Source organism: Rhizobium sp. P32RR-XVIII (genome assembly GCF_012641395.1).
Taxonomy (GTDB): Bacteria; Pseudomonadota; Alphaproteobacteria; order Rhizobiales; family Rhizobiaceae; genus Rhizobium.
Window position 1 is genome coordinate 1 of the sequence record NZ_JABAIH010000029.1, and the last position, 17518, is coordinate 17518.

The following is a 17518-nucleotide window of genomic DNA, read 5'->3' on the forward strand; positions in this document are numbered from 1 at the left end:
CGGCTATTGGCGTTCCATTGCAGGGTTGTTTCGAAAACCGAGGCGATAGTTACAAATGTAATAGATAGCGCTTCGCAATCAAATCCTGGGCGATGCTTTGACAATCACACTTGGTTGATTCATCGGGTCGTTGGTAAACGAGCATCTGCTTGTTGTTTGGGACTTGGTCGCCAAGTCCCCGCCGCGTGATACATGGCCGCGAGCTGAATGCTCATCGAGATTTGCAGGAGATGTCGATGTAGCCGCCGGTTTCCGGAATCCGACGGGGTGTCACGAGTCCTTCGCGGCTGGCCTGATCGGTCGGCGGGATGGTTGGTTGTTGCCCACCCCTTTGCCGCCTCGAGCAGACCGAGAGGCTTCGTGATGCACACCTTCATCCACGGCGCCGCAACCGGCGAACAATTCGCACTTCTGGCCGAGCCTGTGACGATCGAGACATCGGACGTTAGTTGCCTTGCAAACCTTGACCTGCTGCTTTCCATCTCGCTGAGAATTGCCCTCGCGACCTGTCAAACTCGCATGGGCGGCGACGACCAAGCGTTTGACCTCGCCCTTAACGTACCCTTCCAGAAATTTATTGTAATTTTTGAAGACCAAGCATCCATTTGAAAAGCCCTGCGGGCCGAGCATGTAACTGTGCGCAAGCAAGCCGTCGCGGCCGTAGATGTCGCCGCTGCCCACCGGGATGAGGCGCAGCGCGTGGACGCCATGAAAAAGCTGCTCGCGCAATACGAGATCATAGACGTTTGGTGGTGTAGGCCCGCGATTTTTTTCGTCCGCCTCATCGGGATTGTCCAACATGTCGCCGAGCCCCGAGTGCGCTTCCAATCGCTCGCCATTTGGCATGTAGACGATATGCGCGCCAATATCGTAAACCGCGGTCAACCGATCGGCGTGGCGCATCGGTTTGAAGTCACGATGGTGAGCCCCACCACGGGGGAGGGCGGCTCTCCACGTCTCCTGAATATGTCTGGGAATCGCCTGTGTCGACGGGATGTTTGCTGGCGCCCCCAGTGTTGCGGCAGGCGCCGATGGGGGCAAACAGAATTTCGACTCGGCCGGACAACTTTGCACTGGCGAAATTGGCGTGGGCCGCAAGGAAAATCCAGGGTCAATATGTGAGCTATCAGGGTTTGCGGAAGCGATAACACTCGGCGCATCCGGCGCTTCATCGGCGGCGAGAGACGCTGCAAGACAGATGTCCGACGACCCTGCCGCGACGAATGCGCCGAGACTAAAGGCGATGGCACCCCAAACAGCATAAGAAAGAATTCTCCGATCTCTGCGACCATCCGCGAGTAGGACTGAAATGTGTGTTGTAACGGCCTTGTATGGTTTTGGTTGCGCCAGCCGGAATAGTCCGCCTGCTGCTTGGCCTGAAAAATCCAGGTGTGTTCCGCGCTCGCCGAATTGTGCATTCATCTCCAATCTTCCCTTCAGGCGAAGAAAATTGGTGATGGCGCGCTACCGGTTTATTTCATCGTTTCCAAAAAACGTTACGCGCGTAACAGACAGAGTCTTGTGGCCCGGTTGTTTTCTTGCACCCCGTCAAGTGAAAGGGGCCGAATGTCGTCGTAGGCCGTTGGGTTGTTGGTTTTGCCATGTGCGACTCCGCTGCTCGGCGCTATGAGGGATGCCAGGAACCGTCTGTGACTTTCGGGGCCAGCGGAGCCTAGCCGGAAATCGGGTTGCAGCGCTGAACGCCGGGCGTTAGGACGCGGGAGCCATTCCCACCGGATTTTGAGGCGCGATGTCCGCCCAAACCTTGCAGCCAACCTTCGCTGGCGCGTTAGGCAAGATGCGTGAGCGACCAGCGTTGCAATTGTAGCGATTTCGCATGGCTCTGAAACAAAGCCGTAGCCTTGGCTTCGGATAGTCCCTGCTCATTGGGCTTGGCCTCGGTGATCGGGGGCTGATTGCGACAACCCACGGAGTGGCTGGCTGGGTTACGGGATTGAAATGATCAGGTTTAGGTTCGTCATCGTACTTGTCGTCGTGCTTGCAGGCTGCAATCAGCTTGGTCCGAATTTGGGCGCGCACACAGTGGCAAGCTATCGATGTGTACCGTCCGATGCGGCCTCTGGCTTTCCGGGCGGCGCCTCGACCAGCGGCCATCAGGCCCACGGGCTAACGGTCCGTTACGATGCCTTCGGTCAGCACGCGCTGCTCAGTGTTGCCGGCGGCGAGGTCGACACACTCAACCTAGTGCCGGGCGTGAAGGGCCGTCTCTACGCCAACTCGAAATACGCGTGGGAAAACAACGAACATACGAACCTTCTCACAGACCTTGCGGAGGTTCAGGTCTACCGCTGCACCCGCGTTGCGACTGAGCAGGGCGTCGCGGTGCGGCCGAAGGTGAGGGGAGTTCCATGGCTTTGACATTGAGCATCCTGCGCTGTCCCGATGGAGTGCCGCCGGAAACGCGGCAGGTTAGCGGTGGCGAATTTACCATCGGACGAGGGACCGAATGCAATTGGGTCCTGCCGGATCCGCAGCGCGTGCTGTCCAAGCGACATTGCGCCGTGGCCTTCGATGGCAAGGTCTGGCGGGTGATCGACACCAGCACCAATGGCACTTTCCTTAATCAAGAAACGGACCGGCTCAACGTCGACGCGCCCAGGGTGCTCAGGGACGGGGATCGACTTGTGTTCGGCGCGTATGAGATCGAGGCGGCTCTCGATCGTCAGCCATCGGAGCCGATCCGCGAGCGCCCGGTCCCGGACGGTAGCCCCGGCGAGCTCACCGGCGACCGCCTGACGCGAGACCCTTTCCCGAGGATGGGGCTTGATCCGCTGGCCGTCACCCTCAAATCCGACGACCTGTCCCTGAATGCCGGGCCAGACGGCTGGTCCGTGGACAAGTTTATCGGCTCGCCTCAGGCGATTTCCGATAACGTTCCGGTGATCCAGGAGAATTTCCGCGCACCTCGCACCTCCTTCGAACTGCTGCCGGAGGACTGGGATGCGGAGCGGGCGAACGACACCGTGCCAGAATCGAGCCAACCAGCGCTGCCGGTGGCTGCGAAACCCGGAGCACCTCCAGAGATATCCGTCCCATCAATTGTCTCGGCCCAAGCAGCGCAAGTGGTCGGCGTCGCTGATCAGGGTGGAGCCTTGATGGATGCGCTGGCTGCCTTCATCGCAGGGGCGGGGCTGCAGGGCACCACCCAGGGCGAGCCGATAGAATTGCTGCGCGGAATGGGCGAGGCCTTCCGAGCAATGGTGACCGGCCTTCGCCGCATGATGATGGCCCGGGCTGCGATCAAGGGCGAATTCCGTATCGAACAGACGGTCATCCGACCCGTCGGCAACAACCCGCTGAAATTCTCGGCAAGCGACGAGGATGCGTTGGCGGCGTTACTTGGGATCGGCGGCCGCCGCGACATGACGGCGAAGGACGCAGTAGCCGATGCGTTACGAGACATGCGCCTGCATGAGCTGGCGATGTCGTCGGCAATGCAGCAGGCGGTGCAGCACCTTGTCGCCGAACTTGATCCGGCGCGTGTGAAGCGGGGAATCGAGCGCGAAACTTTGGATATTATGCCGGGGCGGTACAAGGCACGCAGCTGGGATGCCTATGAAGCCCTGCACGGCAGCATCCTGCAGGCTCTTGCCGACGACTTTGACAGCGCGTTCGGCAAATCCTTCGCCCGGGCCTATGAGCAGGCGATGTCCGAGATCGCGGGCCAGCTTGATGAATAGTGCTGCACCGCGGCCGACTGATTGTAATTTCCCGGTGATGAGAAAGGCCGTGATGGATATCCGCATGCCGCAGGTGCGGCGGGCGGTGCGGCGTAGGTTTTGGAGGAGAACGACGTGACGTGGAACAGTCGGATCGCGTGGCAGGAAGGGATGTTCCTTCGTGCCCAGCATTTCCAGCAGCAGGACCGGTGGGTCGAGGCTCAGATCCGGGGCAGCGTCGCCGCGTTGCAGCCCCATCCCTGGGGCCTGACGGAAATGACCATATCGCGCGACCTGCTGGCAACCGCGCGGTTCGCGGTCGCTTCGGTGGCCGGGGTGTTTGAAGACGGCACACCATTTGCCATTCCCGGTGACGCGGATCTTCCACCTCCGCTGCTTGTGACCGATACGGTGAGGAATGTGCTCGTCTATCTCTCGATCCAGGTGCGCGAGCAGGGCTCGCTCGAGATCGGGTCCATGAATGAGGAGGGCCGCTATCGCTTGCAACCGTTCGAAGCGTACGACACCCATTCGGGCATGCCGCAGCCTGCGGAATTGCAGATCGGGCAGCTGAAGCTGCGCTACGTGCTCGAGACCGACGACCGCGAAGGGTATATCTGCCTGCCGCTGGCGCGCATCACCGAGGTGACGCCGGACCGGCGCGTGGTGCTTGATGAGCGCTGGATTCCGCCGGCCATGACCTGCTCCGCGGTGGCACCGCTCGCCGCGCTGCTGGTGGAGCTGGCCGGCATGCTGAACCAGCGCGGCGAAGCGATCGCGGCGCGGGTAACCGCGGTGGGGACCAAGAGTAATACCGAGGTAGCGGACTTTCTGCTGCTGCAATCGGTCAACCGCTGGCAAGCCCTAGTCAGCCACCTGGCGGATTCCGGGAACATTCATCCCGAAACCCTCTACCGCGTACTAATTCAGATGGCCGGTGAGTTCGCTACTTTCACCGATGCGCGGCGCCGGCCCAACAGCTATCCGGCCTATCGGCACGAGGATCTGCAGCGCAGCTTCACTCCGGTTATGGCCGATGTCCGCCGTTCGCTCTCGGCCGTCCTCGAACAGACGGCAATCCGCATCCCGCTGCAAGAGCGTCAGCACGGCGTTCGCGTCGGCCCAATCGTAGACCGGACGCTTCTTAGCGGAACCAGCTTCGTGCTCGTGGTGCAGGCCGACATGGCGGTGGAGGCGCTACGACGCGCCTTTCCGGGCAAGGCCAAGATCGGCGCAGTGGAGCATATCCGCGAACTGGTGAACGTAGCGCTACCCGGTATCGACCTGCAGCCATTGCCCGTGGCTCCGCGGCAGATGCCGTTCATCGCTGGCGCGCAGTATTTCGAGCTGGATCGCAATAGCCCGCATTGGCAGCAGATGCAGTCGTCCGGGGGCTTCGCCATCCATGTGTCGGGAGATTTCCCCAACTTGGCGCTGGATCTCTGGTCCATCCGCAGCTGAGCGAGTCCTGAATGAGCGACAATCCCTTTGCCGAACCGGGAGACGACGAAAGCACGGTCATCCGCCCGATTCCGGGGGGGCGTGGCGCCGGTCCGACCAACCCCGTGCCGCCGCCTACCATCGCCGAGGCCGCCGCCGGTGTACCAGCGGCCCCCGAGACGCGGGCTGAATTCGCCGAATTGCCGTCGATCGGGGCATCGCCGATCGTGGCGGCCGCGGCGCCGCTGTTGTCGCTGGTGGCACGGCTGCGCAACGCCTTCTCGGTGCCTGACCCAGCCAGCCTGCGGGAAAGTGCTATCCAGGAGATGCGCCGTTTCGAGAAGGCCTTGCGCGACCAGAGCCTGCCGATGGAGCAGATTCGCCTGTCGCACTATGCGCTCTGCGCCAGCCTAGACGACGTGGTGCAGAATACCCCTTGGGGAAGCCGCGGCCCCTGGGCGGACGCATCGCTGGTCTCGACGTTCCATCAGGAGGTGCGTAGTGGGGAACGCTTCTTCGATTTGCTGGAGCAACTGCGCCAGAATCTCGGGACCTTCCTGCCCGTGGTCGAGCTTATGTATCTTTGCATGTCGCTCGGGATGCAGGGCCGCTACCGGTTGTCGGCGCGCGGTCCCGCCGAACTCGACCGGGTTCGAGAGGAAACCTATGTCGCAATCATGCGGCAGAGGCGGCCGGTCGAACGTGGCCTTTCAATTCACTGGAGGGGCGTTACGGCGCCCTACCGCCAGATGCGGAGTTTCCCGGTCTGGCTCGCGGCGTTGCTCGCGACAGGCTTGCTGGTGCTGATTTACGCGCTGCTCGCTTACAGCATCAACAGGTCGTCGGACCGGCTGTTCGATGCGGCCCGTTCGCTTCCCCCGACGCACATGCCGATCATCACGCGCACTGCCCCGCCCAAGCCAGTGCCGCCAACTCCGGGTCCGCCGGGAGAACTCGACAAGCTGGCGGACTTCCTTGATCCAGAGGTGAAAGAGGGTCTCGTGACCGTTGCCGGCACGGATGCGGTGCCAATCGTCCGAATCCTCAATCTCGGCATGTTTAGATCGGGCAGCGCCGTCGTCGAACAAAAGTTCCTGCCTGTCCTTGCACGGATTGGTCAATCGCTGCGGGCGGAACCGGGCCACGTGGACGTTGTCGGCTATACCGACAACCAGCCCATCCACACGGTGAAGTTCCCGTCGAACTTCCAGCTGTCGCAGGCTCGAGCTCAGGCAGCCGCGGCGGTGATCTCGAATGCGATCGACGATCCGTCCAGGCTGTCGACGCACGGGCGGGCCGATGAAGACCCCATCGCCTCCAACGATACGCCGGACGGGCGCCAGCAGAATCGGCGCATTGAAGTTGTCTTGCATAGAAAAAGTCCCGACTGATGGAAAACCTTCAATACCTTGCCGCCTACTTCGTCAATCGCTGGACGTACAGTTTCGCTGGCGTCGGTATGGCCAGCATGCTGGTCTGGTATTTGGCGCCCCTGATGCCGGGCTTCGACGGCTACCTCGCCCGCACCTTGCTGGTCCTAGCTATGGTCGTGATCTGGGCGGGTGTGAATGGCTCAATCAGCTGGGTTCGCCGCCGCCGCGAAAACAAGCTGGCAGCCGGCCTGACCGAGGAATCGGCTTCGGATGAGCGGGATGTCCGGGCTGCGACGGCCGAGGAGGTCGCGCGTCTGCGCGAGCGGGTGCGCATCGTCCTTCGCCGTTTGCGGAAGGGGCGACGGAAGGGCTATCTCTATGAGCAACCCTGGTATGTGTTGATCGGGCCGCCTGGCTCGGGCAAGACGACCGCCCTTCTCAATGCCGGGCTGAAGTTCCCGATGGGGCAGCTCGATGGAGAGGACGCGGCGGTGGGCGGCGTCGGCGGCACCCGACTCTGCGATTGGTGGTTCGCCGATGAGGCGGTGTTGATCGACACGGCCGGGCGCTACACGACGCAGGATTCCGATGCGCCAGTCGACCGCGCCGGTTGGGAAGGCTTCCTCGATCTCCTGCGACGGACACGCAAGCGCCAGCCGCTCAACGGCGCCATCGTCGTCGTCTCGCTCACCGACATCGCGGCTGCCGATCCGGCGACACGGGCTGCCCATGCCCGCACAGTGCGCCGGCGCGTCACCGAGCTCTCCGACCGGCTCCGCCTGCGCGTGCCGGTCTATATGGTTGTCAGCAAGGCGGACCAGTTGGTCGGCTTCAATGAATATTTCGACGACCTCGATGCGGAGGGCCGTGGCCAGGTCTGGGGCATGACCTTCCCGCTGGCCAAGGGGGCAGAGACCTTTACCGACGAATTCCGCCTGCTTCTGGATCGCCTGGACGAACGGATGTTCGAGCGACTGCAGGCCGAACGTGCGCCCGATCGGCGCGCATTGCTTGGCGGCTTCCCGCTGCAACTCGCCAGTCTCCAACAGCCTCTGGCCGACTTCCTGGCTCAGGCCTTTGGTGGAACCCGGCTCGACCCGGCGCCATTCCTGCGCGGCGTCTACATCACCTCCGCAACGCAGGAGGGAACCCCGATCGACCGGCTGACCGGCATGCTGTCACGGTCCTTCGGAATCGATCAGAAGCGTGCTCCCAGCCTGCGGCCGGTCGCAGGGCGCAGCTATTTCCTGGAGCGCATGCTAGGCGAGGTCATTCTCGGTGAATCGCTGCTCGTCTCCACGAATTCCAAGCGGATACGGCATTGGCGTCTGCTGCGTATCGCCAGCCTCAGTGCAATCGCGGCCGTGACGCTCGCTATATCGCTCGGACTCTGGCGTGTGGAGGCAAGTAACCGCCTGGCCGTCGAGCGCGCCGACGAAGCGATCGCAGGCTATCACCAGCAGTTGGCCGGCGCGGATCTCGACCCCGTATCGAATGACGACTTGACCCACATTGTGCCGCTACTCGATGCCGCGCAGGTGTTACCGCGTGAACCGGAGAACTGGCTCACCGGCGTCTTTGGTCTATCGCAGTCAGAGAAGCTGGAGGCCGTCGAACGGTTAATCTATCACGACTCTTTGGAGCGGATCTTACTGCCGCGTCTGATTTGGCGGCTCGAGCAACAGATGCGCAGCCAGATGGACAAGCCCGATTTCGTCTTTGAAGCAACGCGAGTATATCTCATGCTCGGCGGCGCCGGGCCGCTAGATCCCGCTTTGGTGCGAGACTGGATGGCGCTCGACTGGTCGGCCCGGTTCCCCGGCGTCCTGAACGCTCAGCTCCGGGAACATTTGCTCGCGCATCTGAACGCGTTGCTTTCGGACCCGCTTCCACCGGTGACCTTGGATGGGGCACTGGTGCAGACCGCGCGCGCGTCCTTCAGCCGCGTATCGCTCGCTGCTCGAGTGTACGGCCGGATTCGCCCCGCCGCCTCAGCGAAGTCCGTGCCGGACTGGACGCCGTCCGCCGAGCTTGGTTCGGCCGGCTCTTCGCTCTTTACCCGCGTCTCCGGCAAGTCGCTCGCCGAGGGAATACCGGGGTTCTTTACTGTCGCGGGTTTCCAGAAAGTGCTGCTGCCCAACCTACTTGGGGCGACCCAGGCGGCGGCTAACGAAAGCTGGATTCTCGGGCAAACGCAGAAGACGCCGTCGGACAGGACGGAAAGCGAGACGCTTGAGCGCGAGGTCGTCGCACTCTATTCCGCCGACTTCCTGAAGCAGTGGGACGACATGCTCAACGACCTTGCATTGGCGCCATTCGAGGACCGGCCAGCAGCGATCCAGGGTCTCTATGTGCTGTCCGCGCCGCAATCGCCGATGCGCGACCTGTTAAAATCGATCGCATTGGAACTGACCTTCATGCCGACTGGTCAGCCGACCGGGGATGGCACTCCGGCGCCTGCAGGGGATCCCAGTGTCGCGGCAGCCGCGACGGCGCAACAGAAGTCCCTCGCCGCGGCGATCGGTGGCGCCGCCACACCCGACGCCGCCTCGATGCCGGCGATTGTCGACCTGGATCAGCACTATCGGCCGCTTCGGGACTTTGTGGGCGACGGCCAGGCAGAGCCGATCACGGGCGTATTCCGGTTGATCAACATGCTGCAACAGGAGCTTGCTCAACTCGGTCCCGATGCATCGAACGTGCCGGCAACGCTACAGGGTAGCGGCGACCCGGTGCAGCTTCTGCTGGCCGAGTCGCAACGCCAGCCCCCGCCACTGGCGCGTTGGCTGCAGCAGATCGCGGATTCCGGCAGGAGCATGATCACGGGCAGCGTCCAGCATGCGGCAGCGGCGGCGTTTTCCGCTGCTGACGGCCCCAGCAAGCTGTGCGGGACCGTGGTGACCCGTCAGTTCCCGTTCTCCTCCTCTAACGAGGATGCACCCCTGGACGACTTCGCCCGACTATTTGGACCGGCCGGAGTGCTGGATACTTATTTCCAACGCCAGATCAAACCCTTCGTGAACATGAAAGGTGCCGCCTGGCAACTGCAGCCGCTCGGCGGCGTGGCCCCACCCGTGAGCCAAGCCACCTTGGCCCTGTTCCAACGTGCCGCTGCCATCCGGGACGCCTTCTTCCCGGCTGGCGGCGAGCCGCGGATTCGTTTCGACATCACGCCGCAGCCGCCACACGATGGCGATGAACCGGCGACGCTCACGCTGGGCGGCAGGACCATCAACACCTCGGACGGCGCCGCCGGCCAGGCCTCCCTCACTTGGCCGGGCGCGGATGGACTCAACCCGGCGCGCGTAACGTTCGGGCAAGCCGGCGACGTCGTAGCCGTGGACGCTGGCGGATCCATCGGGGCCAGCGGTCCCTGGGCGCTGTTTCGGCTGTTACGGCAGGCGCGGATCTCGCCGTCCGGTCGACCTCAGGAATTTACCGTCACTTTTCGGTCCGGCACTCACGAGGCGAGGTTCACTTTGCGCGCCGGATCGTCCCGCAATCCGTTCAGCCGCAACCTGCTGAGGGATTTTCGATGCCCGGTGCTCCAATGAATGCACGGCAGGCCTCAGGCCGCTCGAGAGGCTTCTTCGGCAAGCTCCCATCCCGGGGCGACTTCCTCCACGCCGGATTGTCGTTGGACTTTATTCAGCCCTGGGACTTGTGGCTGCAACGTGTTCTGGCCGACGGTCAGCGGATGCTGGGCGAGACCTGGCCGGAAGTGTGGCGTGTGGCGCCCGTCTGGCGTTTTGCCTTGCCACGCTGGCAGTGTGGCCCGCATCCGGTACTGGGGTTGTGGATGCCAAGCGTCGACCGCGTCGGACGGTCATTTCCGTTGACATTCGCCGCGGAAGGCGCGGATCACGGCGACGCCTTCCTTGATGCGGCAGAGCAGGTTGGTCGGACTGCGATCGGCTTTAATCTGGCGCCTGAGGCGATGATGTCCCGACTGCGCGATGCTTCCTCGCCCGAACCGATGATGGCCGCCTCCGCTAGGCAAGCACGCTGGTGGAGTACAGGAGGCCCCTTCGTCGCACCCACAGAGTTGCTGCTGGATAGCCTGCCGGACAGCGTCGGATTTGACCGGATGCTACGCCGGTGAGGGAGGTGCTTCGCCATTGGGCTGCCTCACATCCCGGCGCAGTCCGGATCCAGAATCAGGATTCCTACATATGCCGCCCGACCCTCGGCCTGTTCTCGGTAGCTGATGGCGCAGGCGGTCATAGCGAAGGTGAGGTCGCCTCTACCCAGGTGGTGAAACTGCTGGGTGAAATGTCGGAGACGGTCCCGCCGTCTGAGCGGTTGGCAGAGGTTCGTGTCCGCTTGCACGCCGTGCACGATTTGCTCCTTGAAAAGGGGCGGTCCCAGGTCCCGCAAGTGACCCTCGCAACCACAGTCATAGTGCTGATGGTGCATGGAGACCATTTCGCTTTCCTATGGGCTGGTGACTCACGCGGTTATCTGCTGCGCGACGGGACGCTGCATCGCCTGACCTCCGACCACAGCCTCGTCCAGGAATTGGTGGATTCAGGGACGATCACGACAGCCGAGGCCGAGACCCATCCACTCAGCAACGTGATCACCAGAGCCGTCGGCGCCGGCGGACACGAGCTCCTGATCGACAAAATTCGGGGCATTGCACGGCCAGACGACAGGCTTCTGTTGTGCAGCGATGGTTTGTACAAGACCCTGAGTTCAGAGGAGATGGTCGAGATTATGGCTCGCGACGGCGATGTCGCGGAAATGCTCGTCGCGGCGGCGCTCGCCCAGCATGCGCGGGACAACATCACGGCCGTGGTGACGGCGTTCTGAGTCCGACAGAAGATTCGGGCGCGGAAGGACGAACTTCTTTCGGAATCTGGGGGCGGGACCATAATGAGCTACGACGTCTGATGACGGCTTTCAGGCCCTTTGTGGAACGAGACGTCGGATTTTTCCAACGTTTTGGCTCTCGACGAGACATGCGATGCTTCATTGGCTGTTACGCGATCGGAAACGTTGGGCGAGGGTATTTATCTTAGCTGATACGCACTCAACTTTGCGCGGTGTACTATCCCTTTCATCGGCTGAAATCGCAATCGGTTGAGGGGACGTGCGGTAAATTGCTGGCGGAGGCTTTCTAGCATGTCGCGGTTTTGTTGGCGGCGGCACCAGTGATAGCGGCCGACGTGGTGCCGATTACAGCGCCACGGTCGAGCAACAGCCCGATCATCGCTCGACCGAGACCACGATATCCTTCAGAGGCGGTGCGCTCGGCGGGCTATGGTTGATCCCTTCAAGTCGCTGGGCATCGAGAAGGGAAAATCCTTCACACCCGATACCGACGTGAACGAAGCTTTTCGACGCACGAGAGTGCGCAGGCATGACCGGAACATCAGCGCCAACATGTCTCTTTCCCGTACTTCAGGGTAGCCATTGGTTCGCTCCCGCGTTGCCGGAAGGCGCCCACGCCCCAATCCGTAAACGCTGCCGTTAGGGGCCTGCTGGAAAATCGCGCCGTCAAAGGCCGAGCGCCCACGATCACCAACGGTCATGATCCCCATCGATCGAGGTGATCGTCATCTCTTAAATTGTAGATGAACAGCATATAATTTTGCATTTGTATCGAGGTGCCCATTCCGAGTATCGTGGGCCCCGGACAAACCAGCGAGGGGCCTGTATGTTTCCTGCGGTTGGGAGGTTGATTGTTCTGGGCATCAGATTGCCTCTCAAAGGTTAATTATTGTACTAGCAGCGACTCTGAGGGCGGTGCCCGTGGTCGCAGCGAACGTCGTCGGCGCCGTGTTTGCACCAGGATTGCGGCGCACAGCCGTCGCATTATAGCCGTAGCGATGTTCTATTTGCGAAACGACCGCGTTCTACCCGCAGCAACTGCAATCGCGCGCCATACCGGTTTGCTGGCACGTGCTGGAATTATACCGACCAATACCGTGCCGCAGCACCCCCAAGCAGCTATCGGCTACACCGATAGCTGCAGAGGGGAGGCTTGGCTTTGAGTCAGCTCAGCTGTGCCGTCTCCAGATCATAGGTGACGTTGAAGGGCTGGCCCTCGGTGGCGTCGTCCTTCATCTGCTTGGTCTTGAACAGCACCTTGGTAAAATTCAGGGAAATGGTTTCCATTGGTCGGTCCGCGCCGCTCGCATGAGAATAGCCGCTGATCATGGCATTGGTTAGTTCCAGTGACAAAAAGACGTCCTGCTTGCTCTTATCGGTGCGCGTGAACTCGACTTTCACCGTCTTACCGTGGCCGCCGAGTGCTTCCTGCATCAGCTTGCCCGTGGAGATATCGTTCTCTTTGGTAACCACCACCTCGCTGACCGAGGGAGCTGTCGATTCACGCTCCGCGGCGGAACCGACCGCTGTGTGTATCCCGCGTCCAACGCCCCATTGAAACGAGTTCAGTTCGATCCACTTGGTGTGGCCGGTCTCCGTCACATCCCCGTCGATACCGTCATACTTCATATAAATGGCCATGGAACACGTACCTTTCGTTTTATTGTAGGTGGGATAGGAAGGAGCCGGTATCGTCGATCTCGACCGTAGCCTGCTCCGCCGGCCTTCCTTCCGCCATGCGTGCAAGAAATTGGGCCGACAGATCCGGCAGCAGGGTTTTCGTCAGCAAGCTTTCGATGGCTCGGGCGCCGGCGCCGGCATCGGTGCAGCGGGTAACGATCGCATCGACCAGCTCAGGGCTGTAGCGCAGGCTCGTGCCGAATTTCCGTTCGACGCGAGTTGCGATCCGATCGAGTTGCAATTCGGCGACCTGGCGCAGGGCATCCTGGCTGAGCGGCAAATAGGGCACGACCGTCATTCGTCCGAGGAAGGCGGGTTTGAACGTCTTGGCCAATTCCTCCCGCAGAGCCACCGCCAGCCCCTCGGCGTTCGGGGCCGTCTTCGAATCGGCGAAAAGCCGGGAGATCAAGTCGGTCCCCGTGTTGGAGGTCATGATGATGATCGTATTCTTGAAGTCGATGTCGCGGCCTTCGCTGTCCTTCATGATGCCCTTGTCGAAAGCCTGGAAGAAGACGTCGTGGACGCTTGGATGGGCCTTTTCCATCTCGTCCAGCAAGACGACGGAGTAGGGACGGCGACGGACTGCCTCCGTCAGGATTCCGCCCTCTCCATATCCGACATAGCCGGGAGGGCTGCCCATCAGCAGGCTGACTTTGTGCTCCTCCTTGAACTCGCTCATGTTGATGACGGTGAGGTTCTGCTCACCGCCATAAAGAAGTTCGGAAAGGGTGAGGGCCGTCTCGGTCTTGCCGACTCCAGAGGTTCCGACCATCAGGAAGACACCGATCGGCTTGCGCGGATCGGTCAGGCCGGCCCGGGACGTGCGGACCGACTGCGCAATCGCCTCGAGAGCTTGGGGCTGGCCAATGATGCGCCGCTCCATCGCCTGGCGCAGCTTGAGAACAGTGTGAATCTCGTTGCTCCGCATCCGGCCCGCCGGAATTCCGGTCCAGCTTTCGACGATTTCCGCCACCGCCTGGGCATCCACCACGGGGAACACCAGCGGCTGCTCCCTTTGCACAGTGATGAGTTCGGCGGTCAGTGCGGCCAAATCCCGCTGCAATGCTGCCGGCTCCGGCGACATCTCAATGCGCGCCCGCGTTTCCGCGATCGCTTGGGCCAAGCGGCGTTCATTGTCCCATCGCCCCTGCAACTCCTTCAGTCTCACGTCCAGCTGCCCGGATTCGGCTTCCAGGGCCGCGATCCGCATCTCGTGATCGGCGCCGGATAGAAACTCCCTGCGCAGTACGCGCAGCTCTGTCCCGATCAGATTGATCCGGCGCCGCATATCCTCGACTGCCGGAGATGGCGAGGCTTGGCTCATCGCCACGCGGGCGCAGGCGGTATCGATCAGGCTGACGGCCTTGTCCGGAAGCTGTCGGCTGGGAATGAACCGGGCCGACAGTTTGACTGCAGCCTCGACCGCCTCGTCGAGTATATGGATGCCGTGATGCTGTTCGAGGGTGGAGAGCAGGCCGCGCACCATGGCGACGGCCATGTCTTCGGAGGGCTCCTCGACCTTCACTGTCTGAAACCGCCGGGTCAGCGCCGCATCTTTCTCGAAGTACTTCTTGTATTCGGCCCAAGTCGTCGCCGCGATCATGCGGAGCTCGCCGCGCGCCAGCGCCGGCTTCAGAAGATTGGCCGCATCCCCCTGGCCGGCGCCGTTGCCAGCGCCGATCAAGTTGTGGGCCTCGTCGACGAAAAGGATGACGGGGGTGGGGCTAGCCTGGCATTCCTCGATCACCGAGCGCAGCCGGTTCTCGAACTCGCCCTTGATCCCCGCTCCCGCCTGGAGGAGGCCCAGATCAAGCGTGCGAATGGTGACATTAGCGATTGCCTGCGGCACATCGCCGGCTGCGATGCGTAGCGCAAGTCCTTCGACTACGGCGGTCTTGCCGACGCCCGCCTCGCCGGTAAGGATAGGGTTGTTCTGCCGGCGCCGCGTCAAGATGTCGATGACCTGCCGGATCTCGCTGTCTCGACCCAGGATCGGGTCAATGCGGCCGGCGCGCGCCCGAGCGGTAAGGTCGACGGAGTAGCGATCGAGCGCCGTACCGCCCGCAGACGCCGGCCGATCGGCAATTGCACTTACGTCTCCCTCGCTTTCGGCCGGAGACTCCGCGCCGCCCGCGACGATCTTGGCGAAGTCCCGCCGGAGGATATCCGGGACGATCCGTCGCAGATGGGGTGCTGCCTCATGCAGGCGTGCACTGATCGCGCTGTCGGCGAGCGCCGCGCTGATCAGATGGCCGGATCGGATGAGGCGCGCGCCATCCTCGATGGATGCAAGCAGCCAAGCGTCCTTGACCAGGCCGACCAGGTCCGGGGAAAGGCTGGGGGCGCGGCCGTTTCCGGTTGTCATCCGGTCCAGCACCACGGTCAGCTGGGCCGTGAGGCCGTCCACCGGAAGCTCAAAATGGCGTGCGATCGAAGAGACATCCGAACACGGATCCTCGAGCAGCTGGAGCAGCCAGTGCTCGATCTCGACATTGTAGTGCGTGCGGGACAGCGTTTTTCCAGCCGCCATCTCCAGTGCTCGGCGGCAGGTTTCATCCAATCGGTTGACCAGAAGCTTCAAGTCGATGGTTGGCATCATAAGTCCTCTGCTCGCCCTTTATAATGAAGATTTATGGCTCGTCGGAGATGTTGTCCAGTTGAGTTTGGTTACGAGTGTAACCTATTTGAGTAATAATGAAATTATTCCGTAACCAAACCGAGGGAAAACGGATTGAATACTTTCAATGCGCTCTTCAGAACGAGTGAGCTATAGAAATGATCGCGATAAATCAGCAGGAATTACCTGATATTGAAGAGATTCTACGGCCTATTTCAGACGTGTATACTGTGGACAGCGATCCCCGACTCAATGTAACGCCGCAGTCGCTGTATTTTCGTTTGCGCGATGCTCGTTCCGAGGCGCGCGCGGCTGAGCGCATCATCGACAATGATCCCAGCGCCGAGGTGGGCGCGTCGCGCCACTGGATCACAGTTCGTGATCTTGCCATCGAAGTGCTTATCACGACGGCGAAGGATATCGAGATAGCGGCGTGGCTGACCGAAAGTCTGGTGCGCAGCAACGGGCTCGCTGGCCTCCAGGCCGGCTCGCAGGTCTTGAGCGGGCTGGTATCCCGCTACTGGGACGATGGTCTATTTCCGCTGCCGGACGAAGACGGTATCGAGGGGCGGCTCGCGCCGATTGCCGGGTTGAATGGACAGGGCGGAGACGGGACCCTGCTGCAGCCACTGCGCAAGCTGGTTCTATACGAGCGAGCCGACGGCACGCCGGTGACCTACTGGCAGTTCGAGCAGGCCGAGGAAGCCGAGACGCTGGATGCGGCGCGCAAGGCCCAGCGACTCGCGTCCGGGACGCTGGCGTTGCCCGATTTGGAAGCGGAGGCGCAGACGATCGGCCGCGCCCGTCTCACGGAGGTACTTCGCAGCGTCATCCAGGCGAGCGATGCTTGGCGTAGTCTGGACGAGGCACTGGTTGCAGCCGCTCAGGAGGCGGCTCCTCCCACCAGGCGCGTCCATCAGTTTCTGGAAAAACTTCGGCGCACTCTCGAACGGTATGCGCCAACGCCTCTCGAGTCACCGCATCAGCCCGAGCTGGTCCCCACGGAATCGAGGGCCGGACATGCTCCGGTATCCACTCCCGTGTCTGCGAACCACATTCCGACCCGCGAAGATATGCTGCACGAGATCTCCCGGCTCGCAGCGCAATTCAGGATCGCCGAGCCGCACTCTCCCCTCAGCTACACATTGGATGATGCCGTTCGCAGGGCACGCCTCGGTTTGCCGGAATTACTCAAGGAGATGATGCCGGACCTGCAGGCGAGGTCCGCGATCCTTTCGGGTCTCGGCATCAAGCCACCGTCGAATTGAGGCGAGTCGTAGCGCCCTTCATCGAACCCATGATCACGCCACGGCCGGCCTCGGCCGCTCGCATAGTCGCCGTCAGCGCCATCGTCCGGCGCCCCCTTGACTCAGGAAAGGTCGTCAATGAACGCCAGCATCCATGAAAAGCTTAGCCGCGTGCGCCGGCCGCGTGTCCACATTACCTATGAAGTCGAGACCGAGGGCGCGCAGATCGTCCGCGAGCTTCCCTTCGTCGTCGGCGTCGTCGGCGACTTCTCTGGCGACCCGGCTCAGCCGTTGCGACCCCTTGCCGAACGCAAATTCATCCAGATCGACCGCGACAATTTCGACGAGGTGATGCAGCGGCTTGCGCCTGGCCTGCATCTCAAGGTCGACAACAAGCTGAGCGACGACGGCGGCTTCATGGCGGTGGATCTCCGCTTCAACGGCATCGAGGATTTTGAGCCGGGCCGGGTGCTCGATCAGATCCCCGCGCTGAGGTCGCTGCTTGAGACGCGCAACAGGCTGCGTGACCTGATGAGTAAGGCGGACCGCTCCGAAGAGCTGGAAATGCTGCTGGAGCAGGTCCTGAGAAACAAAGATGACCTCGAGGAGATATCGGGTCAGCTCGGCATCAAGAAGGAAGGCTGAATC

At 62.0% G+C, this 17518-nt stretch carries 12 protein-coding genes; 9 read left to right on the forward strand and 3 right to left on the reverse strand.

The annotated features are described in order from the left end of the window. Positions 1 to 270 precede the first annotated feature (270 nt). On the reverse strand, positions 271 to 1422 hold the full coding sequence (locus tag HGP14_RS36905) for a DUF2778 domain-containing protein (protein ID WP_168833964.1): 1152 nt from the start codon (positions 1420 to 1422) through the stop codon (positions 271 to 273). A 537-nt stretch (positions 1423 to 1959) separates the two neighbouring features. Between HGP14_RS36905 and HGP14_RS32705 the strand changes: the two genes are divergently transcribed. From HGP14_RS32705 to HGP14_RS32735, 7 genes are all read left to right on the forward strand, one after another. Next, positions 1960 to 2379, forward strand: a complete 420-nt coding sequence (locus tag HGP14_RS32705) for a hypothetical protein (protein WP_168833965.1) — start codon at positions 1960 to 1962, stop codon at positions 2377 to 2379. A 2-nt stretch (positions 2380 to 2381) separates the two neighbouring features. Beyond that, positions 2382 to 3701, forward strand: coding sequence for a type VI secretion system-associated FHA domain protein TagH (gene tagH, locus HGP14_RS32710; RefSeq protein WP_205927436.1), 1320 nt, complete (start codon positions 2382 to 2384; stop codon positions 3699 to 3701). Positions 3702 to 3815: 114 nt separating this feature from the next. Continuing rightward, positions 3816 to 5141, forward strand: a complete 1326-nt coding sequence (tssK, locus tag HGP14_RS32715; protein WP_168833967.1) for a type VI secretion system baseplate subunit TssK — start codon at positions 3816 to 3818, stop codon at positions 5139 to 5141. Positions 5142 to 5152: 11 nt separating this feature from the next. Continuing rightward, positions 5153 to 6511: a type VI secretion system protein TssL, long form gene (gene tssL, locus HGP14_RS32720; RefSeq protein ID WP_168833968.1), complete on the forward strand. Its 1359-nt coding sequence runs from the start codon at positions 5153 to 5155 to the stop codon at positions 6509 to 6511. Further along, a complete protein-coding gene (gene tssM, locus HGP14_RS32725) occupies positions 6511 to 10047 on the forward strand; it encodes a type VI secretion system membrane subunit TssM (protein ID WP_168833969.1) in 3537 nt (1178 codons plus the stop codon). Before tssL ends, tssM begins: the two co-directional genes overlap by 1 nt. Further along, entirely contained in the window at positions 10044 to 10595 is a 552-nt protein-coding gene (gene tagF / locus HGP14_RS32730; protein WP_168833970.1) for a type VI secretion system-associated protein TagF, read from the forward strand. Before tssM ends, tagF begins: the two co-directional genes overlap by 4 nt. Then, on the forward strand, positions 10592 to 11305 hold the full coding sequence (locus HGP14_RS32735) for a protein phosphatase 2C domain-containing protein (RefSeq protein ID WP_205927437.1): 714 nt from the start codon (positions 10592 to 10594) through the stop codon (positions 11303 to 11305). The genes tagF and HGP14_RS32735 overlap by 4 nt, the downstream gene beginning before the upstream one ends. 1185 nt (positions 11306 to 12490) lie before the next feature. On the opposite strand, the gene HGP14_RS32740 is transcribed toward HGP14_RS32735, so the two are convergent. Next, positions 12491 to 12967 carry an Hcp family type VI secretion system effector gene (locus HGP14_RS32740; RefSeq protein WP_168833971.1) on the reverse strand — a complete coding sequence of 159 codons (477 nt, stop codon included), beginning with the start codon at positions 12965 to 12967 and terminating at the stop codon, positions 12491 to 12493. A 19-nt stretch (positions 12968 to 12986) separates the two neighbouring features. Continuing rightward, entirely contained in the window at positions 12987 to 15602 is a 2616-nt protein-coding gene (gene tssH, locus HGP14_RS32745; RefSeq protein WP_168833972.1) for a type VI secretion system ATPase TssH, read from the reverse strand. A gap of 179 nt (positions 15603 to 15781) precedes the next feature. Here tssH and tssA point away from each other — a divergent pair, with 179 nt between their 5' ends. Beyond that, positions 15782 to 16891 carry a type VI secretion system protein TssA gene (gene tssA / locus HGP14_RS32750; protein WP_168833973.1) on the forward strand — a complete coding sequence of 370 codons (1110 nt, stop codon included), beginning with the start codon at positions 15782 to 15784 and terminating at the stop codon, positions 16889 to 16891. A 117-nt stretch (positions 16892 to 17008) separates the two neighbouring features. After that, entirely contained in the window at positions 17009 to 17515 is a 507-nt protein-coding gene (gene tssB / locus HGP14_RS32755; protein WP_168833974.1) for a type VI secretion system contractile sheath small subunit, read from the forward strand. The last annotated feature ends 3 nt before the right edge of the window (positions 17516 to 17518 follow it).